The organism is Rhodococcus sp. AD45-ID (assembly GCF_003023755.1).
In the GTDB taxonomy this organism is placed as follows: Bacteria; Actinomycetota; Actinomycetes; order Mycobacteriales; family Mycobacteriaceae; genus Rhodococcus_F; species Rhodococcus_F globerula.
The window spans coordinates 1694399-1715717 of record NZ_PYHL01000002.1 but is presented as its reverse complement, the minus strand read 5'-3'; the positions used below and the strand labels follow the sequence as shown (position 1 = coordinate 1715717).

Annotated in this window: 17 protein-coding genes and 2 rRNA genes; all 19 read left to right on the top strand. The window is 61.7% G+C overall.

The features are described 5' to 3' along the window. Positions 1-45: 45 nt before the first annotated feature. A 23S ribosomal RNA gene (locus C7T36_RS24075) occupies positions 46-3180 on the top strand. A gap of 141 nt (positions 3181-3321) precedes the next feature. Next, positions 3322-3438, top strand: a 5S ribosomal RNA gene (gene rrf, locus C7T36_RS24070). A 67-nt stretch (positions 3439-3505) separates the two neighbouring features. Beyond that, positions 3506-4402: a hypothetical protein gene (locus C7T36_RS24065; protein WP_230590016.1), complete on the top strand. Its 897-nt coding sequence runs from the start codon at positions 3506-3508 to the stop codon at positions 4400-4402. Next, the gene (locus C7T36_RS24060) at positions 4399-5382 is read left to right on the top strand and encodes an HAD-IIA family hydrolase (RefSeq protein WP_045067875.1); all 984 of its coding nucleotides are present in this window, start codon (positions 4399-4401) and stop codon (positions 5380-5382) included. Before C7T36_RS24065 ends, C7T36_RS24060 begins: the two co-directional genes overlap by 4 nt. A gap of 75 nt (positions 5383-5457) precedes the next feature. Further along, entirely contained in the window at positions 5458-5700 is a 243-nt protein-coding gene (locus C7T36_RS24055; protein WP_033231881.1) for a hypothetical protein, read from the top strand. A gap of 1 nt (position 5701) precedes the next feature. After that, complete coding sequence (locus C7T36_RS24050) at positions 5702-6532, top strand: TlyA family RNA methyltransferase (RefSeq protein ID WP_045067874.1); 831 nt, start codon at positions 5702-5704, stop codon at positions 6530-6532. Beyond that, positions 6529-7476 (top strand): NAD kinase, encoded by a 948-nt coding sequence (locus C7T36_RS24045; protein WP_033231883.1) that lies wholly within the window; start codon positions 6529-6531, stop codon positions 7474-7476. Before C7T36_RS24050 ends, C7T36_RS24045 begins: the two co-directional genes overlap by 4 nt. 3 nt (positions 7477-7479) lie before the next feature. Beyond that, positions 7480-9255 (top strand): DNA repair protein RecN, encoded by a 1776-nt coding sequence (gene recN / locus C7T36_RS24040; protein ID WP_045067873.1) that lies wholly within the window; start codon positions 7480-7482, stop codon positions 9253-9255. 88 nt (positions 9256-9343) lie between these two features. Continuing rightward, a complete protein-coding gene (gene steA / locus C7T36_RS24035) occupies positions 9344-10528 on the top strand; it encodes a putative cytokinetic ring protein SteA (RefSeq protein WP_045068171.1) in 1185 nt (394 codons plus the stop codon). After that, the gene (locus C7T36_RS24030; protein WP_045067872.1) at positions 10525-11472 is read left to right on the top strand and encodes a copper transporter; all 948 of its coding nucleotides are present in this window, start codon (positions 10525-10527) and stop codon (positions 11470-11472) included. The genes steA and C7T36_RS24030 overlap by 4 nt, the downstream gene beginning before the upstream one ends. A 143-nt stretch (positions 11473-11615) precedes the next feature. Continuing rightward, complete coding sequence (locus C7T36_RS24025) at positions 11616-13376, top strand: CTP synthase (protein ID WP_045067871.1); 1761 nt, start codon at positions 11616-11618, stop codon at positions 13374-13376. Positions 13377-13383: 7 nt separating this feature from the next. Next, positions 13384-14016 (top strand): NUDIX hydrolase, encoded by a 633-nt coding sequence (locus tag C7T36_RS24020; protein ID WP_045067870.1) that lies wholly within the window; start codon positions 13384-13386, stop codon positions 14014-14016. Position 14017: 1 nt separating this feature from the next. Next, complete coding sequence (gene xerD, locus C7T36_RS24015; protein WP_033231888.1) at positions 14018-14941, top strand: site-specific tyrosine recombinase XerD; 924 nt, start codon at positions 14018-14020, stop codon at positions 14939-14941. Positions 14942-15218: 277 nt separating this feature from the next. Beyond that, positions 15219-16097 carry a ParA family protein gene (locus tag C7T36_RS24010; protein WP_373557473.1) on the top strand — a complete coding sequence of 293 codons (879 nt, stop codon included), beginning with the start codon at positions 15219-15221 and terminating at the stop codon, positions 16095-16097. Continuing rightward, positions 16097-16912, top strand: a complete 816-nt coding sequence (locus C7T36_RS24005) for a ScpA family protein (RefSeq protein ID WP_045067868.1) — start codon at positions 16097-16099, stop codon at positions 16910-16912. Before C7T36_RS24010 ends, C7T36_RS24005 begins: the two co-directional genes overlap by 1 nt. Beyond that, the gene (gene scpB, locus C7T36_RS24000; RefSeq protein WP_045067867.1) at positions 16909-17616 is read left to right on the top strand and encodes an SMC-Scp complex subunit ScpB; all 708 of its coding nucleotides are present in this window, start codon (positions 16909-16911) and stop codon (positions 17614-17616) included. The genes C7T36_RS24005 and scpB overlap by 4 nt, the downstream gene beginning before the upstream one ends. A gap of 79 nt (positions 17617-17695) precedes the next feature. Continuing rightward, positions 17696-19165, top strand: coding sequence for a pseudouridine synthase (locus tag C7T36_RS23995; RefSeq protein ID WP_084702836.1), 1470 nt, complete (start codon positions 17696-17698; stop codon positions 19163-19165). A gap of 11 nt (positions 19166-19176) precedes the next feature. Further along, positions 19177-19857 carry a (d)CMP kinase gene (gene cmk, locus C7T36_RS23990; RefSeq protein WP_181317511.1) on the top strand — a complete coding sequence of 227 codons (681 nt, stop codon included), beginning with the start codon at positions 19177-19179 and terminating at the stop codon, positions 19855-19857. Next, complete coding sequence (der, locus tag C7T36_RS23985; protein WP_033231894.1) at positions 19854-21281, top strand: ribosome biogenesis GTPase Der; 1428 nt, start codon at positions 19854-19856, stop codon at positions 21279-21281. Before cmk ends, der begins: the two co-directional genes overlap by 4 nt. Positions 21282-21319 lie beyond the last annotated feature (38 nt).

Sequence of the window (21319 nt, the reverse complement as noted above, 5' to 3'; positions counted from 1 at the left end):
GTTGTGTGTTGTTTGAGAACTGCACAGTGGACGCGAGCATCTTTGTTGTAAGTAATGAAGAGCGTACGGTGGATGCCTTGGCACCAGGAGCCGATGAAGGACGTAGGAGGCTGCGATAAGCCTCGGGGAGCTGTCAACCGAGCTGTGATCCGAGGATGTCCGAATGGGGAAACCCAGCACGAGTGATGTCGTGTTACCCGCGCCTGAATATATAGGGCGTGTGGAGGGAACGTGGGGAAGTGAAACATCTCAGTACCCACAGGAAGAGAAAACAACCGTGATTCCGTGAGTAGTGGCGAGCGAAAGCGGAAGAGGCTAAACCATGGGTGTGTGATAGCCGGCAGGTGTTGCATTCGTGGGGTTGTGGGGTTCATTTTGTCAATGCTGCCGTGTTGGCCAACAGTAAGAAATCATGAGGTTAGTGGAAGTGGTCTGGAACGGCCTGTCGTAGAGGGTGAGAATCCCGTACACGAAAACTTTGTGACTGTTGTAATGGAAACCCAAGTAGCACCGGGCCCGTGAAATCTGGTGTGAATCTGTCGGGACCACCCGATAAGCCTGAATACTCCCTGGTGACCGATAGCGGACTAGTACCGTGAGGGAAAGGTGAAAAGTACCCCGGGAGGGGAGTGAAATAGTACCTGAAACCGTGCGCTTACAATCCGTCAGAGCCTTTGCACACTTCGGTGTGGGGGGTGATGGCGTGCCTTTTGAAGAATGAGCCTGCGAGTTAGTGGCATGTCGCGAGGTTAACCCGTGTGGGGTAGCCGTAGCGAAAGCGAGTCCGAATAGGGCGATCATAGTGGCATGCTCTAGACCCGAAGCGGAGTGATCTACCCATGGCCAGGTTGAAGCGACGGTAAGACGTCGTGGAGGACCGAACCCACTTAGGTTGAAAACTGAGGGGATGAGTTGTGGGTAGGGGTGAAAGGCCAATCAAACTCCGTGATAGCTGGTTCTCCCCGAAATGCATTTAGGTGCAGCGTCGCGTGTTTCTCACCGGAGGTAGAGCTACTGGATGGTCTAGGGGGCCCACAAGCTTACCGAAATCAGCCAAACTCCGAATGCCGGTGAGTGAGAGCGCGGCAGTGAGACTGCGGGCGATAAGGTTCGTAGTCGAGAGGGAAACAGCCCAGATCGCCAGCTAAGGTCCCTAAGCGTGTACTAAGTGGAAAAGGATGTGGGGTCGCGAAGACAACCAGGAGGTTGGCTTAGAAGCAGCCACCCTTGAAAGAGTGCGTAATAGCTCACTGGTCAAGTGATCCTGCGCCGACAATGTAGCGGGGCTCAAGTACACCACCGAAGCTGCGGCATTCACGCAATAGCCCCCCTTCACTCTGCGGAGTGTTGGGCAGGTGTGTGGATGGGTAGGGGAGCGTCGTGTGGCCATGGAAGCGGCAGGGTGACCTAGCCGTGGAGGCCACACGAGTGAGAATGCAGGCATGAGTAGCGAAAGACGAGTGAGAAACTCGTCCGCCGAATGACCAAGGGTTCCTGGGCCAGGTTAATCCGCCCAGGGTGAGTCGGGACCTAAGACGAGGCCGACAGGCGTAGCCGATGGACAACGGGTTGATATTCCCGTACCCGTGTGAACGCGCCCATGGTGAATCAGTGATACTAACCGTCCTGAAGCCACGAGAAGACCTTCGGGTCTCGAGTTGGTGGATGCACGGGACCTGATCTGGTAGTAGCCAAGCGATGGGGTGACGCAGGAAGGTAGCTGGGCCGGTCAGTGGTAATACCGGTGTAAGCGTGTAGGGCGTGACCTAGGCAAATCCGGGTCACATTAAGCCTGAGACGTGATGCGTAGCCGATTGAGGCGAATTCAGTGATCCTATGCTGCCGAGAAAAGCCTCTAGCGAGCTTTCACACGGCCCGTACCCCAAACCGACACAGGTGGTCAGGTAGAGAATACTAAGGCGATCGAGATAACTATGGTTAAGGAACTCGGCAAAATGCCCCCGTAACTTCGGGAGAAGGGGGGCCCTGTCTGGTGACGACATTTACTGTCTGAGCTGGGTGGGGCCGCAGAGACCAGTGAGAAGCGACTGTTTACTAAAAACACAGGTCCGTGCGAAGTCGTAAGACGATGTATACGGACTGACGCCTGCCCGGTGCTGGAAGGTTAAGAGGACCGGTTAGTTCCTTCGGGAGCGAAGCTGAGAATTTAAGCCCCAGTAAACGGCGGTGGTAACTATAACCATCCTAAGGTAGCGAAATTCCTTGTCGGGTAAGTTCCGACCTGCACGAATGGCGTAACGACTTCTCAGCTGTCTCAACCGTAGACTCGGCGAAATTGCATTACGAGTAAAGATGCTCGTTACGCGCGGCAGGACGAAAAGACCCCGGGACCTTCACTACAGCTTGGTATTGGTGTTCGGTTCGGTTTGTGTAGGATAGGTGGGAGACTGTGAAACGGTGACGCCAGTTATCGTGGAGTCGTTGTTGAAATACCACTCTGATCGAATTGGACCTCTAACCTCGGACCATGATCTGGTTCAGGGACAGTGCCTGGTGGGTAGTTTAACTGGGGCGGTTGCCTCCCAAAATGTAACGGAGGCGCCCAAAGGTTCCCTCAGCCTGGTTGGCAATCAGGTGTCGAGTGCAAGTGCACAAGGGAGCTTGACTGTGAGACTGACAGGTCGAGCAGGGACGAAAGTCGGGACTAGTGATCCGGCACCGGCAAGTGGAAGCGGTGTCGCTCAACGGATAAAAGGTACCCCGGGGATAACAGGCTGATCTTCCCCAAGAGTCCATATCGACGGGATGGTTTGGCACCTCGATGTCGGCTCGTCGCATCCTGGGGCTGGAGTAGGTCCCAAGGGTTGGGCTGTTCGCCCATTAAAGCGGCACGCGAGCTGGGTTTAGAACGTCGTGAGACAGTTCGGTCTCTATCCGCCGCGCGCGTAAGAAACTTGAGGAAGGCTGTCCCTAGTACGAGAGGACCGGGACGGACGAACCTCTGGTGTGCCAGTTGTTCCGCCAGGAGCACCGCTGGTTAGCTACGTTCGGAAGGGATAACCGCTGAAAGCATCTAAGCGGGAAGCCTGTTCCAAGATGAGGTTTCTCACCCCCTCGAGGGGGTAAGGCCCCCGGCAGACCACCGGGTTGATAGGCCAGAACTGGAAGTACAGTAATGTATGCAGGTGACTGGTACTAATAGGCCGAGGACTTACCACAAAGAAGCTACGCGTCCACTGTGCGGTATCTGAAACAACACACAGATACCTTGAATTCGATTCCCCATCATTCACCGACACTTGTCGGTGGGTGTGTGGAGGATCTGGTTCACGGTTAGTTACTGTGACAGTTTCATAGAGTTACGGCGGTCATAGCGAAGGGGAAACGCCCGGTCCCATTCCGAACCCGGAAGCTAAGCCCTTCAGCGCCGATGGTACTGCACTCGACAGGGTGTGGGAGAGTAGGACACCGCCGAACACCCGTTAACCGAAAGGGGACCCAACATACTGGGTCCCCTTTCGTGCGTTGTATGAAAGGAAAGACTGTGTCGGAGAATGGCGACGAGCGTCGGTCCTTCCGTGGGGGAGGAGCGCCTCGTTCAGGTGGCCCCCGTCGTGACAACGACGGGCGTGGTCCCCGAAGCAGCGGTGGCGGCGACCGCCGCAGCGGCGGAGGAGACAGAAGCGGCGGATCGCGTCGTGGCGGCGAGGGTGGATTTACCCCTCGTGGACGCGACGGTGACCGCAATCAGCGTCAGGCAGCACGCCCTGACGAACCCGATCTACCAGACAACGTAGAACCGACCGAACTTGATCCGGCTGTTCGTCGTGATCTGCTGAGCTTGGACAAGGACAACGCCAACACAGTTGCGCGTCACCTCGTCATGGCCGGCAAGTTGGTCGACGAAGATCCGGAACTTGCACTGCTCCATGCCCGTGCTGCCCGTCAGCGCGCCGGCCGAATCGCGGTTGTTCGTGAAGCTGCCGGAATCACTGCGTATCACGCCGGTGAATGGGCTGAAGCATTGTCCGAGCTGCGTGCAGCTCGTCGTATGGCCGGCGGTCCTGGACTTATTGCAGTGATGGCTGACTGCGAACGCGGATTGGGTCGCCCCGAGCGGGCGATCGAACTCGGTCGTAGTGACGAAGCCAAACTGCTGTCGGGGGATGAAGCGTCGGAGCTTCGGATGGTCGTAGCAGGCGCCCGGATGGATCTCGGCCAGTTCGATCAGGCCGTTGTCACCTTGCAGACTGCCGATCTTGATGCAAAGCGCACCGGTGCGTCTGCTGCCAGGCTGTTCTACGCCTACGCCGACGCACTTGTTGCGGCCGGCCGCGTCGAAGACGGTCTGAAGTGGTTCCTCAATGCTGCAGCAGCAGATCTCGAGGGCGATACGGATGCAGAAGAGCGGGTGGCGGAGCTGTCCGGAGAAGATCTGTGACGGTTCTTCGCAGCCAGTACGACGTACTTCTGCTCGATCTCGACGGGACGCTCTACGCGGGTGCTCACGCGATTCCTGGTACCCAGAGTGCTCTGGGCCAGGGATCGCAAGCGCTCTACTACGTGACCAACAATGCGAGCCGGTCGCCGTCGGACGTGTCTGCGCATCTGACCGAACTCGGCTTCGATTCTGTCGACGACCGGGTTGTGACAAGTTCACAGACGGCTGCCCGTTTGCTTGCCGAACGGGTCGCTCCCGGGTCTGCGGTCCTTGTTGTCGGCACCGAAGCGCTTGCCGACGAGGTGACTCGGGTCGGACTGCGTCCGGTTCGTGAGTTCGCCGAATCTCCAGTAGCCGTCGTACAAGGGCATTCGACCGCAACCGATTGGTCGATCCTCGCCGAGGCGTGCCTTGCTATTCGCGCAGGCGCACTGTGGGTGGCGGCCAATCTCGACACCACGCTGCCTTCCGAGCGTGGTTTGGTGCTCGGAAACGGTTCGATGGTCGCGGCGCTGCGCGCAGCGACCAAGGTAGAACCATTGGTGGCCGGCAAGCCCGCGGCCCCGCTCATGAACGATGCATTGCTCCGCAGCGGTTGCACCAAACCGTTGGTCGTCGGCGATCGCCTCGATACGGATATTGAAGGCGCGCATGCTGTTTCGATTGATTCACTGCTTGTTCTGACCGGTGTCAGCACGCCCGCTGATGTTCTGCGCGCTCCACTCGAACAGCACCCCACCTACATTGCTGCAACCCTGGACGCACTGAACCAGCCTGCCGCATTGTCGAAGGTCGGCACCGACTCGAAGTGGACCATCTCCGCGTCCGGGACGGCACTGGTCGTGGACGGACCCATGGTGGGGGACGAGACGTCGCTGCTGCGCGCACTCGCTCCCGTGGCATGGGAACATCCGGCATTCGAAAACGTCGAGGCATCGAACGCCGATGTGCAACGCGTCGTAGATTCGTGGTTGGCGTAAATTCTCGCAAGAGTGTTCGACTCGCGGGGTGGGGATGTGTGCGCAACCAATGGTCATGCACTAGCGTTGTGCGCGATGAGCACCCCGATATCGAACAACAAAAACACGAGCCCCGGCACCGGTGTGCCTGGGCCGTCGCGAGGTGTTGACCCGGAGCGTATTCGGTCCGACGTCGACGCTTTGCTCGTGAGTCTCGGGCAACTCGATCAGGATCCGAACGATCAGCACGGAGCAGGCGTGATTCCACACAAGGCGCAATTACTGGAACAAGCACACGAGGTGCTGGTCCAAGCACTGGCGTCTGTGGACAGGGTCTGACATGGCACGTAGAGCACGCGTGGACGCTGAACTCGTTCGTCGTGGATTGGCACGTTCACGCGATCACGCACAAGAGTTGATCTCGGCCGGCCGGGTCCTCATCTCGGGCGCCGTTGCCACCAAACCGGCTACGGCCATCGAAGCCGGAACACCGCTGCGCGTGGTCGAGGTCGAGCAGGAAGTCTCTTGGGCCTCCCGCGGAGCACACAAACTGATTGGCGCTCTTGACACTTTCGGCGAATCAGGGCTGAGTGTCGAGGGGCGTCGCTGTCTGGACGCCGGTGCCTCGACCGGTGGATTTACCGACGTTCTGTTGACCCGCGGTGCCAAAGAAGTGGTTGCCGTCGACGTCGGATACGGCCAGTTGGTGTGGCGACTGCAGTCGGACGAGCGGGTTCACGTCATCGACCGCACCAATGTCCGCGCCATCGACGCCGAAACCATCGGCGGGACCGTCGACATGGTTGTTGCCGACCTCTCGTTCATCTCTCTCAAGCTTGTGCTCCCGGCATTTGTCGCGTGCACGGCAGACGGCGCCGATCTTGTTCCGATGGTGAAGCCGCAGTTCGAGGTCGGCAAGGATCGAGTCGGGGCAGGTGGGGTTGTTCGTGACCCTGAGCTTCGGATTTCCGCTGTCCTCGAAGTGTCCGAAGCTGCCGCCAAGGTGGGCCTGCGTACCGCCGGTGTTGTTGCGAGTCCGCTGCCCGGCCCGTCCGGAAACGTCGAGTACTTCCTGTGGCTCAAGAAGGAAACCGAGCCGCAGGAGCAGGCTGACGATGCGCCGTCGGTCGAGGATCTGATCCGCAGAGCTGTAGAGGAAGGTCCGCAGTGAATGCAACTGCCGGAGGTGAGTCACGCGAAATTCTCCTGGTGGCACACCCGGGTCGCCGTGATATCGCCGAAACTGCCAGACGCGTCGGAAAGATCTTCGAGAGCGCGGGCATTGGCCTGCGGGTGCTGGTCGACGAAGCTGACAGCTCGCGTATCGAGGCAATGACTGCGCCTGAGGGATTCTCGGCGCCGGATCTTGATGTGACAGTTGTTCACCCAGGTCCCGAAGCGGCAGTCGGATGCGAGATGGTTCTGGTTCTCGGCGGCGACGGCACCTTTCTCCGTGCCGCTGAGTTAGCTCAGGAAGCGTCGATTCCGGTTCTCGGAATCAACCTCGGACGCATCGGGTTCCTGGCGGAGACCGAGGCCGAGCATCTCGAAGAGGCTCTCGCGCAGGTAGTCCGCAAGGAATACCGCGTGGAACACCGGATGACGTTGGACGTTGTGATTCGCGTCGATGACGAGATCATCGATCGCGGGTGGGCTCTCAACGAGGCGAGTATCGAAAACCGCTCACGTCTGGGTGTTCTCGAAGTGGTTCTCGAAGTTGACGGGCGGCCGGTGTCGGCATTCGGCTGCGACGGTGTGCTGGTGTCCACGCCGACGGGGTCGACGGCCTATGCGTTTTCTGCCGGTGGTCCGGTGGTGTGGCCGGAACTCGAAGCGCTACTTGTGGTTCCGAGCAACGCTCACGCACTGTTCGCGCGTCCACTCGTCACCAGTCCGGAGTCTCTGATTGCGGTGGAGACCGTTGCCGGCAGTCACGACGGGTTGGTGTTCTGCGACGGTCGCCGCACGCTGGAACTGCCTGCGGGCGGACGCGTCGAGATTGTTCGGGGTGCGACTCCGGTCAAGTGGGTACGACTGGATTCGGCGCCGTTTGCCGATCGGATGGTGCGAAAGTTTGAATTGCCGGTGACCGGTTGGCGGGGAAGGAAGCCTTAAAACGTGCTCGCAGAGATCCGAATCGACAGCCTGGGTGTGATCTCCGAGGCGTCAGCGCAATTCCACGAGGGATTGACCGTCCTGACCGGTGAGACCGGTGCGGGTAAGACGATGGTTGTCACCAGCCTGCACTTGCTCAGTGGTGCGCGAGCCGATGCCGGGCGGGTGCGTCTGGGCGCCTCCCGCGCAGTTGTCGAGGGCAGGTTCGTCACGGACTTGTCGCCGGCGTCGGAACGAGAGATCGCACGGATCCTCGAGTCGTCCGGAGCCGAGCGTGACGAGGACGGCAGCATCATCGCGGTCCGGACCGTCGGTAGCGACGGACGATCGCGAGCGCATCTCGGTGGTCGCAGCGTTCCGGCCGGTGTGCTCTCGGAGTTCACCGACCCGTTGTTGACGGTGCACGGTCAGAACGATCAGCTCCGACTACTTCGTCCCGACCAGCAGCGTAATGCTCTGGATCGCTTCGGCGACAAGACAATCGGAACGCTCCTGACGCGCTACCGGAAGCATCGCCGTGAATGGCTTGACGCTCGTTCGGAACTGATCGAACGCACGTCGAAGGCCCGCGAACTGGCGCAGGAAGCGGATCAGCTGACCTTCGCGCTCAACGAAATCGACGGTGTTGCACCGGAACCGGGCGAGGACGCCACCATCGTGGCAGAGGTTCGGCGTCTCAGTGATCTGGATTCGCTGCGCTCGGCAGCCGAGGAAGCGCATGCGGCACTCGCCGGTAGCGACGACATGGCCAGTGCTGATGTCGGAGTCTCGCCCGCACTGGATCTGATGTCGGAGGCCAGGGCGCGGATCGAGTCCGTCGTCGATTCCGATTTGGACGGATTGGGTGCGCGGCTGGCCGATGCCATCGCGGTTGTCACCGATGTAGCCGGCGATCTCAATACCTACCTCGCTGGATTACCGTCTGATCCGGGTGCTCTGAACACACTGCTGTCACGTCAATCCGAACTGAAGACGCTGACGCGGAAGTATGCCGCTGACGTCGACGGAGTTCTGGAATGGGCCGACACTGCTCGTACTCGACTGTCCAAACTCGACGTATCGTCGGATGCTCTCGGATTGTTGAGCAAGCAGGTCGAGGAATCCGCCGCGCTGACAGCAGATGCGGCCACCAAACTCAGCGCGGCGCGAGTGAAGGCGGCTGCAAAGTTGTCGAAAGCCGTCAGTGCGGAACTGGCCGGACTGGCGATGGGCCGGGCCGGTTTGGAAGTCAGCGTCCGGCAGCAGGTCGCCGGTCCTCAGGATTCGGCTCCGCTGAACGTCGGGGGAGTGGAATTGCATGCCGGTTCCGGTGGCGTAGACGAGGTGGAGTTCCGGTTGTCGGCGCACAGCGGCGCTCCGTCGTTGCCGATCAGTAAAAGCGCGTCGGGCGGTGAACTCTCACGCGTGATGCTCGCCTTGGAAGTTGTTCTTGCCGGTAGCGACACGGGCGCGACGATGGTGTTCGACGAAGTGGACGCCGGAGTCGGTGGTCGTGCGGCCGTCGAGATCGGTCGCCGATTGGCCAAACTTGCTCGGACACATCAGGTGATTGTGGTGACGCACCTTCCGCAAGTGGCGGCATTCGCTGATACCCATCTCGTAGTCGACAAAGTCGACGACAAGGGCGGCGTCGTCAGCAGTGGTGTTCGGACACTCTCGGACAGCGATCGAGTCGTGGAACTGGCCCGGATGTTGGCCGGTTTGGACGATACTGAAACGGGTCGTGCGCACGCCGAGGAACTGTTGGAAATAGCCAATGCGGCACGCGTCACAGATTGAACAATACGTGGTGCAGTTGTGGTTGATGTGGTAGTTGGTTCGGCGCGCCTCCACCGATAGCGGCAGGTTCGGGTTCATCATCGAAGCCATGAAGATGCCCGCATTGCTCTCCCGTAACACCACGTCGTTGCCAGGGATCAGCGGCATCGCCAGGGTCGATCGGAATACGGCCAAGCTTTTACGCCGTGTCGGTCCCGGGGATATCGTCGTCCTGGACGAGCTCGACATCGACAGGCGAACAGCCGACGCTCTGGTGAAAGCCGGAGTGCTCGCGGTTGTCAACGCATCGCCGTCCATCTCCGGTAGATACCCGAACCTCGGCCCGGAGGTGATCGTCGCCAACGGCATCGTCCTGATCGACGCGCCGGACGGCGAGGTATTCAAGTCGATCAAGGACGGCAGCAAGATTCGCCTGCACGAAGGCGAGGTCTTCAACGGAACAAAGAGCCTCCTCAAGGGTGAGGAACAGTCCGAGGCCGAGATCTCCGACCGGATGATCGAGGCAAAAACCGGACTCGTCGACCACCTCGAAGCGTTCTCCGGCAACACAATCGAGTTCATCCGAACCGAGAGTCCGCTCCTCATCGACGGCATCGGCGTGCCAGACGTCGACATCAATCTCAAGGACCGCCATGTCGTGGTGGTGTCCGACGGGCCCGATCACGAGGCGGATCTCAAGAACCTCAAGCCGTTCATCAAGGAGTACTCGCCGATCATGATCGGCGTCGGTGCGGGCGCCGATGTACTGAGCAAAGCCGGCTACCGCCCCGACCTCATCGTGGGCGACCCGGAAGAAATCACCAGTCCCACTCTGAAGTCCGGCGCCGAGGTGGTTCTGCCTGCGGACCAGGACGGTCATGCTGCCGGTCTTTCGCGTATCCAGGATCTCGGCATTGGAGCGATGACGTTCCCGGCAACGGGGTCACCGACGGATCTGGCTTTGTTGCTTGCGGACCATCATGGCGCGTCGCTGATCGTGACGGTCGGTAACGTCGTCTCGCTCGACGAATTCTTCGATCGTGCTCGCCGCGAAAGCAATCCGTCGGCGTTCATGACCAGACTCAAGGTCGGTCCGAAACTTGTCGACGCCAAAGCCGTCGCAACGCTGTATCGCAGTCGGGTATCCGGGGGAGCTATTGCTCTTCTGGTGCTCGCCGCACTGGTCGCGGTGATCGTCGCGCTGGTCGTATCCAATGCCGGTAGTGAAGTTCTCGACTGGGCAATCGCAACATGGAACAGCTTTGCGCTGTGGGTTCAGGGGCTCTTCAAGTGATTTCTATGCGTCAACACGCAATTTCGATTGCGGCTATTTTCTTGGCACTCGCTATCGGCGTCGTTCTGGGATCCGGAATGTTGTCGAGTGGGCTGCTCTCCGGCCTGCGCGACGACAAGGCTGATCTGCAGAACGAGATCGAAAATCTTAACGAACAGAACAATCATCTCGAAGAGCAACTCAACTCCGCCGACGGTTTCGACTCGGCCGTGGGCGGACGCGTCGTACGTGATTCTCTCGCCGGTCGGACCGTTGTGCTGGTGACCGCACCCGACGCTGATCCGAGCGATCTGGACGGTGTCACGCGATTGATCGCGGCATCGGGCGGCGTGGTGACCGGTCGCGTGTCGTTGACGGATTCGTTTGCCGATGCCAGCGGCGGTGACCGTCTGCGGACGGTCGTGAACAACGTGATCCCCGCGGGCATCACTCTCAAGACGGGAGCGGTCGACCAGGGAAGCCTCGCCGGTGACCTGCTCGGATCAGTCCTCTTGCTCAACGGATCGACCAGTGAGCCGCAGAGCACGCCGGACGAGCTGAATCTGGCTCTCGACACGTTGCGCAGCGCAGGTTTCGTCACGTACGACGGCGTCGTCAAGCCGGCTCAGCTCGCGGTGGTCCTCACGGGCGACAACGCATCGGACGACGGGGCCTCCGGTAATCGCGGCGCCGTGATCGCCCGCTTTGCCGGTGCGCTGGACGGACGCGGCGCAGGAACGGTCCTGGCGGGTCGACCGGGCTCGGCCGATGGCAATGGTCCGATTGCGGTTGTACGGGCCGATGCGGCGCTCTCAGCGGGTCTGACGACCATCGACAACGTTGATCGTGAAGCCGGGAAGATCACTACCTCGCTGGCTTTGCAAGAGCAGTTGAACGGCGGAGCAGGACGGTACGGAACCGGCCCGGGAGCCGCGGCGATCACCGTCGGTGCACCCGCGAGTTGATACCCCGGTCACATCGTGGGGCGAAACTCGGCGCGTAGTAGGCGTCGGGGCCCCATAGGTGTTACCGTGAAATCCCGTGGGTCGGCAGGCCCCAGCATTGCTTCAACAGACCAAGCCCTGCACAGTCGTCACGGGAGCCCCTTTTGCCACAGTCACGCAACACCACGCGTACCGCCACCAAGCACATCTTCGTCAGCGGAGGTGTTGCTTCTTCGCTCGGTAAAGGTTTGACCGCCTCCAGTTTGGGACAGTTGCTCACCGCGCGGGGCATGCGCGTGACCATGCAGAAACTCGATCCCTATCTCAATGTGGATCCGGGCACGATGAATCCGTTCCAGCACGGTGAAGTGTTTGTCACCGAAGACGGCGCGGAGACCGACCTCGACGTCGGACACTACGAACGCTTCCTCGATCGCGATCTCTCGGGTCAGGCCAATGTCACCACCGGCCAGGTGTATTCGACGGTTATCGCCAAGGAGCGACGCGGCGAGTACCTGGGCGACACCGTTCAGGTCATCCCGCACATCACCGACGAAATCAAGCGACGCATCCTCGAGATGAGCGGCCCGGATCTGCAGGGCGTGCGCCCCGACGTCGTCATCACCGAAATCGGTGGGACTGTCGGCGACATCGAATCGCAGCCGTTCCTCGAAGCTGCCCGTCAGGTCCGCCACGACGTCGGCCGCGACAACGTGTTCTTCCTGCACGTCTCCCTCGTGCCGTTCCTCGGCCCGTCCGGAGAACTCAAGACCAAGCCGACGCAGCACTCGGTTGCGTCGTTGCGCAGCATCGGCATTCAGCCCGACGCGCTCATCCTTCGTTGCGATCGTGACGTTCCGCAGGGCCTCAAGAACAAGATCGCCCTGATGTGTGACGTCGACGTCGACGCCTGCATCTCCACTCCCGACGCTCCGTCGATTTACGACATCCCGAAGGTTCTGCACCGCGAGGGCCTCGACGCGTACGTCGTGCGTCAGTTGGGTCTGCCCTTCCGTGACGTCGACTGGACTGTGTGGGGCGATCTGCTCGATCGGGTTCACCAGCCGCGTGAGACGGTCCGAGTTGCGTTGGTCGGCAAGTACGTCGACCTGCCGGACGCGTACCTGTCGGTGACCGAGGCGCTGCGTGCCGGTGGCTTTGCCAACCGTTCCAAGGTCGAGATCTCGTGGGTCGCTTCCGACGAGTGCGAGACCGAAGCAGGCGCCCAGGCCGCACTCGGCGACGTCGACGCCATTCTGATCCCCGGCGGCTTCGGCATCCGCGGTATCGAAGGCAAACTCGGCGCGATCCGGTACTCCCGCGCACGCAAACTCCCGCTGCTCGGTATCTGCCTGGGTCTGCAGTGTGTTGTCATCGAAGCGGCACGCAGCGTCGGTTTGACGGATGCCAACTCGGCCGAATTCGAACCGGACACCAAGTACCCCGTCATCTCCACGATGGCCGATCAGGAAGACGTGATCGCCGGCGAGGCCGACCTCGGTGGCACGATGCGTCTGGGTGCGTACCCGGCAGTGCTGACCAAGGGTTCGGTTGCGGCGCAGGCTTACGGAACCGAAAATGTGTCCGAGCGTCACCGTCACCGCTTCGAGGTCAACAACACCTACCGTGAGCGGATTGCCAAGTCCGGCTTGCAGTTCAGCGGTACGTCCCCCGACGGTCATCTCGTCGAGTTCGTCGAGTACCCGCGCGAGCAGCACCCGTTCTTCGTTGCAACGCAGGCACACCCGGAGCTCAAGAGCCGCCCGACGCGTCCGCATCCGCTGTTCTCGGCGTTCATCGATGCGGCTCTGAAGTACAAGCTCGAAGAGCGTCTGCCCGTTGATGTTCATGCCGAGAAGACCATCGACACCGCAGCAACCGAGACCGAACTCGACGCCGTCACCGAATCCTCGGAAAAGGTCTAGCAATCACATGAGCGACCCCGGTCGGCACGAATTCGACACCCTCGACTCCACCACGATCTACACCGGCGCGATCATCGCGCTGCGTAAGGACTCTGTGGTGATGCCAGGAGGTCAGCGCGCCGACCGGGAGGTCGTCGAACACCACGGCGCTGTTGCGGTGGTGGCGATCGACGCCGACGACAATCTTGTTCTGATTCATCAGTACCGGCATCCGCTCGGTCATCGGTTGTGGGAGATCCCGGCCGGTCTTCTCGACGCACCTGGCGAGAGTCCGTTGGACGCGGCCGCGCGTGAGTTGGGCGAAGAAACCGGACTCGGCGCTGATCGTTGGTCCGTGCTTGTCGACGTTGCGCTCTCGCCGGGGTTCACCGACGAAGCTGTGCGAGTTTTCCTCGCCGAGGGGTTGCACGACGTCGACCGGGAAGATCCCGAACACGAAGAGGCGGACCTGCAGATTGCGCGGGTGCCGTTGGCGAAGGCCGTCGACATGGCCTTGCGCGGCGATCTGGTGAACGCCACCGCGGTGTCCGGCATCATGGCGCTGGCGGCAGCACGCGCTGTCGGCACAGAGTTGCGACCAGCCGACGCTCCGTGGCCGGACCGTCCGACCGCCTTCGGAGAACGCAAGTCCAGGGCCTGAAATGCTTGCCAGACAGGTGGATTCATTTCTGGACCACCTAGCGGTCGAGCGGGGATCCGCTCGCAATACTCTTCTCTCGTACCGCCGGGATCTGTATCGCTACGTCGAATTCCTCAATGCCAGGGGCATCGACAATGTCTCTCGAGTTGCTGAAAACGACATCACGGAATTCGTGACGAATTTGCGGCTGGGGGACAAGGACGCCGGAATTGTCGCGTTGGCGCCGAGTTCTGCCGCGCGGACCCTGATCGCGGTACGCGGTTTCCACAAGTTCTCGACCGCCGAAGGACTCACAACGGTCGACGTGGCCCGGGCAGTCAAACCGCCGACCCCCGGACGCAAACTCCCCAAAGCGCTCCCGCTCGACCAGATCATCGCGCTATTGGAAGCGTCCGGTGGTGGCGCAGCCGGAGACGGTCCCCGGGATCTGAGGGATCGCGCACTCCTGGAACTGCTTTACTCCACCGGAGCTCGTATCTCGGAAGCCATCGACCTCGATGTCGACGACATCGACACCCACTCTCGATCCGTGGTGCTCCACGGCAAGGGCGGAAAGCAACGCGTGGTGCCCATCGGTCGGCCCGCGATCGAGGCCGTCGACGCTTATCTTGTGCGTGGCCGGCCCGCGCTGGCTACCAGGGGCTTGCCTGCCCTGTTCCTCAACGCGCGAGGTGGACGGTTGTCCCGGCAAAGTGCCTGGCAGATCCTTCAGGATTCGGCGGCATCGGCAGGAATCACGGCTGACGTTTCGCCCCACACGCTGCGACATTCCTTTGCCACACACCTGCTGGACGGCGGTGCCGACGTTCGTGTTGTGCAGGAACTTCTGGGCCACGCGTCGGTCACCACAACCCAGATCTACACCTTGGTCACCGTCACAGCGCTGCGTGAAGTGTGGGCGCAAGCACACCCCCGGGCGCGCTAGCCGGCTGCGTGTAATGCGTGTTGCGTGAGAAATCGGAGAAATAAGCGGTAGCGTTCAAGGCGCGCGAGCGACTCTTGTGAGTATTCGGCCTGTCGGAATTCGGTACTGCCGGGTATTCCACGGGTTGCCGGCGCCGAGAGCAACCGTCGAAAGAACAGGGGAGCATCGGACCGTGTCGACATCGCAGCGAGCAGCGGCGGAGTCAGCGCCGCCGTATGTCACAACCCAGTACCTCGACCCCTCTACCGAACCTGCCCCAGCCACCGATTCCGAGGCGATATTCGACCTACCGACCTCGTCGGACACTGCGTCAGTTGAAGAACTCGGACCAACCGGTAGACCGGTACGAGAAGTCCCGATGCCGACCCCGTTGCCGCACCACGGTCCCGCGATGATCATCGCGATGTGTAACCAGAAGGGTGGCGTCGGCAAGACGACGTCCACGATCAATCTGGGGGCGGCGTTGGCGGAGTACGGCCGCCGCGTGCTGTTGGTCGATCTGGACCCGCAGGGCGCACTGTCCGCAGGGTTGGGTGTGCAGCACCATGATCTGGAACTGACGGTCCACAACCTGCTCGTCGAACCGCGTGTGTCCATCGACGACGTGCTGATGCGCACCCGGATCGACGGACTGGATCTGCTGCCGAGCAATATCGATCTGTCGGCGGCCGAGATTCAGCTGGTTACCGAAGTGGGACGTGAACAGACGCTGGGTCGCGTTTTGCATCCTGTTCTGGATCGATACGACTACGTCCTGATCGACTGCCAGCCGTCGCTCGGTCTGCTGACGGTCAATGCCTTGGCCTGCGCTGATTCGGTGATCATTCCGATGGAATGCGAGTACTTCAGCCTGCGCGGTCTGGCGCTGCTCAACGACACCGTCGAAAAGGTTCACGACCGGCTCAATTCCAAACTCGAGTTGGCCGGTATCGTCGTCACGATGTTCGACTCGCGCACACTCCACGCCCGTGAGGTGATGGCGCGCGTCGTCGAGGTGTTCGGCGACGTTGTCTACGACACCGTGATCAACCGCACCGTGCGTTTCCCCGAAACCAGCGTGGCCGGCGAGCCGATCACCACCTGGGCACCCAAATCTGCCGGAGCCGAGGCGTATCGGGCGCTGGCCCGCGAAGTAATCCACCGGTCTGGTCGTTAGTGAAACTGATTCCACCGCAAGAAGATTCATCCCCAGCAGTTGCAGAGTTCCGCGTAACACTTCGAAACTTCGAAGGGCCGTTCGATCTGCTGCTTTCCCTGATCAATCAACGCCAACTCGACGTCACCGAGATAGCGCTGCACACCGTCACCGACGATTTCATCGCGTACACCCGGCAACTCGGCAGTGCGATGGGGCTCGATCAGACGACGGAGTTTCTTGTTGTCGCCGCGACACTTCTCGATCTGAAAGCCGCCAGGCTCCTGCCGGCAGGCGAAGTCGAGGACGCCGAGGATCTTGCTCTGCTCGAAGCCCGCGACCTTCTTTTTGCCAGGCTCCTTCAGTACCGCGCCTACAAGCAAGTTGCGACGCTGTTCGGTGAACTCGAGGAAGCAGCATTGCGGCGATACCCCCGCTCCGTTGCCGTCGAGGACCAGTTCGCCGATCTCCTTCCCGAAGTGCTGCTCGGAGTGGATTCGCACAAGTTCGCCGAGATCGCCGCAGCCGTTTTCGCACCCCGGCCGGTGCCCACAGTCAGCCTCGATCACCTGCATGTGTCCAATATCTCGATCCCCGAACAAGCGGAGTTCATCCTCGAACTACTGCGTGCCCGCGGCACAGGGGAGTGGGTACCGTTTCCGGACCTGATCGAGGACTGTGACGACGCCGCCCCGATTGTCGCCCGCTTCCTGGCGCTGCTCGAGCTGTACCGTCGGCGCACCATTGCCTTTGACCAACCCGAGCCGCTCGGGCCACTGCTCGTTACCTGGACCGGCGAGGAATCAGCCCCCGTCACCGAGGAGGACTACCGATGAGTCTCAATCCGGCCGCGACGGAATCTGTGCAGGTAGATGACTCTGGTGAGGGTGATTCGGCTCTGGCTTTCGAGCTGGACGACACTCAACTCGACGCTGTGCTCGAGTCGCTGCTGCTCGTAGTCGACTCACCGGCGGAGGTGGCGCAACTTGCCTCCGTGACCGGTACCGATCCGGCTCGCGTCGAGCAGCGACTGCAACTGATGTCGGCTGCACTTACCGCCCGTGGCAGCGGCATAGACCTGCGATACGCAGGCGACGGATGGCGTTTCTACACGCGGCAAGAATTCGCCCCCTACGTCGAACGGCTGTTGCTGGAGGGCGCACGTACCAAACTGACCCGCGCAGCATTGGAAACTTTGGCGATAGTCGCATACCGTGGACCGTTGACTCGTGCGCGGATCAGTGCAGTACGAGGCGTCAACGTGGACGGGGTGGTACGCACACTCCTCGCCCGCGGACTGATCGCGGAAGCCGGGCCAGACCCGGACACCAACGCGACACGGTACTCCACAACCGAACTGTTCCTCGAACGGCTCGGATTGAGCTCGCTGAGCGATCTCCCGGAGTTGGCACCGCTTTTGCCTGATGTCGACCTGATCGACGACATCAGCGAAAGCCTCGAATCCGATCCGCGATTTGCGAGAATGAACAAGGCCGACGTGCCCACCGACGTGGTGGACACCGAAGTCGACGACGACTGACGGGGAAAACCCGCCGTCGTCAGCAGAAAGAAAAGACCCGACCACAGTCGGGAAACAGCTGAAAACTGACAGGAAAAAAGTGAACAATCCCGCTCGCCGAGATGGCACACCGGACCGTAACAACTCCCGCGACACCCGCGGCGCACGCAGCGATGCCCCCCGCGGTGGTCGTAGCGACAGCCCCCGTGGTGGACGCAGTGACGCCCCCCGTGGCGCACGCAGCGAAGCCCCCCGTGGTGGACGCAGCAACACTTCCCGCAGTACTTCCGGATACGACCGCAATGCCGGATCCGACCGCCCCCGCACGGATGACCGTCGCAGTGGATTCAATGATGATCGGCGCCCCCCGCGCAGTGATGATCGTCGTCCCCCGCGCAGTGATGATCGTCGTCCCGCACGTAGTGATGATCGTCGTCCCGCACGGACCGACGACCGTCGTGGTGGCTACAACGATGACCGCCGCGGCCCGCGCAATGACGATCGTCGCGGCCCCCGCAGCGATGACCGTCGTACCCCTCACGTTGATGCCCGTCGCGCACCGCGCGGTGGCGCTGACCGTCGCAGCGACGATCAGCGCGGCGCACGCCCCGAGGCTCCTCGCGGCACTGCCTGGGCAAACGCTCCTCGTGGATCCAAGTTCGACGGACCTCCGCGCAAGCGCCCGGCAGCCCCGACACCGGCGGCAACCAACAAGCGTGGCAAGCCGAAGACGGAGAAGCCGCAGCGCGTCGTCTCTCAGAACCCGTTGGTGTCCAACGCCAAGCCGGCGCGTCATCAGCACGCCGAGGTCACCAAGCACGACGGCCCGCCGAAGGGCGACGGCGTCCGCTTGCAGAAGGTGCTGGCTCAGGCCGGCGTCGCATCACGTCGTGCAGCAGAAGAACTGATCGACCAGGGTCGCGTCGAGGTCGACGGCCGCATCGTGGTGGAGCAGGGTCTGCGTGTTGATCCCGAGAACGCAGTAGTCCGCGTCGACGGCGTTCGTGTTGTCGTGCAGAAGGACCTCGTCTACTTGGCAATGAACAAGCCGCGTGGATGGCAGTGCACGATGTCTGACGACCTCGGTCGCCCGTGTGTCGGTGACATCGTCTCCGAGCGCGTTCAGTCCGGTCAGCGACTGTTCCACGTCGGCCGTCTCGACGCCGACACCGAGGGCTTGCTCCTCTTCACCAACGACGGCGATCTCGCTCACCGCCTGATGCACCCGTCGTTCGAGGTTCCGAAGACGTACCTCGCCACCGTTCACGGCGTTGTCGAGCGCAGCACCGGTAAGCAGTTGCGTGACGGTGTCACCCTCGACGACGGTCCGGCCAAGGTGGACGCATTCACTGTGCTCGAGATCAACGAGGGCAAGACGCTCGTCAAGCTCGTTCTGCACGAAGGTCGCAAGCACATCGTGCGTCGCCTCCTCGATGCCGTCGGTCACCCTGTTGTCCGCCTGGTTCGCACCAACGTCGGAGTTGTCGCTCTCGGCGATCAGCGTCCGGGAACGCAGCGCGTACTCGGTCGTAGCGAGGTCGGTGGACTGTACGAGGCGGTCGGCCTGTGACCGATTCGTCCATGCCGCTAGTGGTCGCGATGGACGGACCGTCCGGAACCGGCAAGTCCAGCGTCTCCCGTGCGTTGGCGCAGCGTTTGGGCGCCCGCTACCTCGACACCGGAGCTATCTACCGGATCGCGACCCTGCACGTGCTGCGTCAGGGAATCGATCTGACTGACGCTGCGGCGATCACCGCTGCGGTTGCGGCGTTGCCCTGGTCCATCGGTACCGATCCGAGCAACGAGCAGGTGCATCTCGACGGCGCGGACGTCAGCGAGGAGATCCGCGGCGACGCGGTGACCAAGGCTGTCTCCGCTGTGTCCGCCGTGCCCGAGGTTCGCGACTTGCTGGTTGCCACTCAGCGTGAGTTGGCGGCGGGCGCAGAGCGGATCGTCGTCGAAGGACGCGACATCGGAACCGTCGTACTCCCTGATGCGGACGTCAAGATCTTCTTGACCGCATCGGCGGAAACCCGTGCGGCACGGCGCAATACGCAGAATGTCGGCCAAGGCCGCGAAGACAATTACGAAGCGGTGCTGGCTGATGTGCAGCGCCGTGACCATCTCGATTCGACTCGGGCAGTGTCGCCGTTGCGCCCTGCCGAGGATTCCATCCTGGTGGATACGAGCGAATTGGGCATTGAAGATGTGATCGCCAAGCTGCTGTTGGTGGTCAGCGACAGAACTGGAGCAGTGCAGTGAGCGACGATCTGGTAACCGAATTTGCCGGCGACGGAACCTGGTCCGAGGAATCGGAGTGGGACTACGCCGATCTCGAAGCGGACGGCGAAGGCGAAGCGCACATTGCCGTCCCGACCTTGGCTGTTGTCGGTCGACCGAACGTCGGCAAGTCGACGCTCGTGAACCGCATCATCGGCCGCCGTGAAGCGGTAGTCGAGGACATCCCCGGCGTTACCCGTGACCGTGTCTCGTACGAGGCGAACTGGGCCGGCCGACGCTTCCTCGTCCAGGACACCGGCGGATGGGAGCCCGACGCAAAGGGCCTTCAGCAGGCCGTTGCTCGGCAGGCCGAGTTGGCCATGGGAACGGCTGACGCCATTCTCCTGGTCGTCGACGCTGTTGTCGGCGCCACCGCGACCGACGAAGCGGTCGCTCGCGTGCTGCGTCGTTCCAAGACTCCGGTCATCCTCGTTGCCAACAAGGTGGACGACGGACGCACCGAGTCCGAGGTCGCCGCACTGTGGTCCTTGGGCCTCGGTCAGCCGTACTCCGTGAGTGCGACGCACGGCCGCGGTACCGGCGACCTGCTCGACGAGGTTCTGGAGAAGCTTCCGGAAACCCCGCGTGAAGGCATCCCCGGCGGCGGCCCGCGTCGTGTTGCTCTGGTCGGAAAGCCGAACGTCGGAAAGTCCAGCTTGCTCAACAAGCTGTCCGGCGACGAGCGGTCCGTCGTACACAACGTTGCCGGCACCACCGTCGACCCGGTCGACTCGATCGTCGAACTCGGTGGGCGCCCTTGGCGTTTCGTCGACACGGCTGGTCTGCGCAAGCGCGTCAGCCATGCCAGCGGCGCCGAGTTCTATGCGTCGTTGCGCACGAAGAGCGCGATCGAGGCCGCTGAGGTCGCGATCCTGCTCATCGACGCACACGAGCCGATCACCGAGCAGGACCTCCGTGTTCTGAGCATGGTGGCCGACACGGGTCGCGCATTGGTGATCGCATTCAACAAGTGGGACCTCGTGGACGAGGACCGTCGACTCATGCTGGACAAGGAAGTGGACCGCGATCTAGTCCGCGTTCCATGGGCTCAGCGAGTCAACATCTCCGCCCACACCGGTCGCGCCGTGGCGAAGCTCGTGCCGGCTCTCGACACGGCTCTCGAGTCCTGGGACAAGCGCATCCCCACGGGTCGCCTGAACACCTGGCTCAAGGAAGTTGTGGCAGCAACACCGCCGCCGATGCGCGGTGGCCGACTGCCTCGCATCATGTTCGCGACGCAGGCAAGCACGCGTCCGCCGACCTTCGTTCTCTTCACCACAGGCTTCCTCGAGGCCGGTTACCGCCGGTTCATCGAGCGGCGTCTGCGTGAAGAGTTCAACTTCGACGGCAGCCCGATCCGCGTTTCCGTGCGAGTGCGCGAGAAGCGCGACCGTAAGAGCCGCTAGTTTCTGCGTCCAAACAGTACTAAAAAGGCTCTGACCAG

Bases quoted from the DNA above. Each gene is read 5' to 3' on its own strand.
- C7T36_RS24055 (WP_033231881.1), top strand. From the start codon at position 5,458: ATGAGCACCCCGATATCGAACAACAAAAACACGAGCCCCGGCACCGGT.
- C7T36_RS24050 (WP_045067874.1), top strand. From the start codon at position 5,702: ATGGCACGTAGAGCACGCGTGGACGCTGAACTCGTTCGTCGTGGATTG.
- steA (WP_045068171.1), top strand. From the start codon at position 9,344: ATGAAGATGCCCGCATTGCTCTCCCGTAACACCACGTCGTTGCCAGGG.
- C7T36_RS24020 (WP_045067870.1), top strand. From the start codon at position 13,384: ATGAGCGACCCCGGTCGGCACGAATTCGACACCCTCGACTCCACCACG.
- xerD (WP_033231888.1), top strand. From the start codon at position 14,018: ATGCTTGCCAGACAGGTGGATTCATTTCTGGACCACCTAGCGGTCGAG.
- scpB (WP_045067867.1), top strand. From the start codon at position 16,909: ATGAGTCTCAATCCGGCCGCGACGGAATCTGTGCAGGTAGATGACTCT.
- cmk (WP_181317511.1), top strand. From the start codon at position 19,177: ATGCCGCTAGTGGTCGCGATGGACGGACCGTCCGGAACCGGCAAGTCC.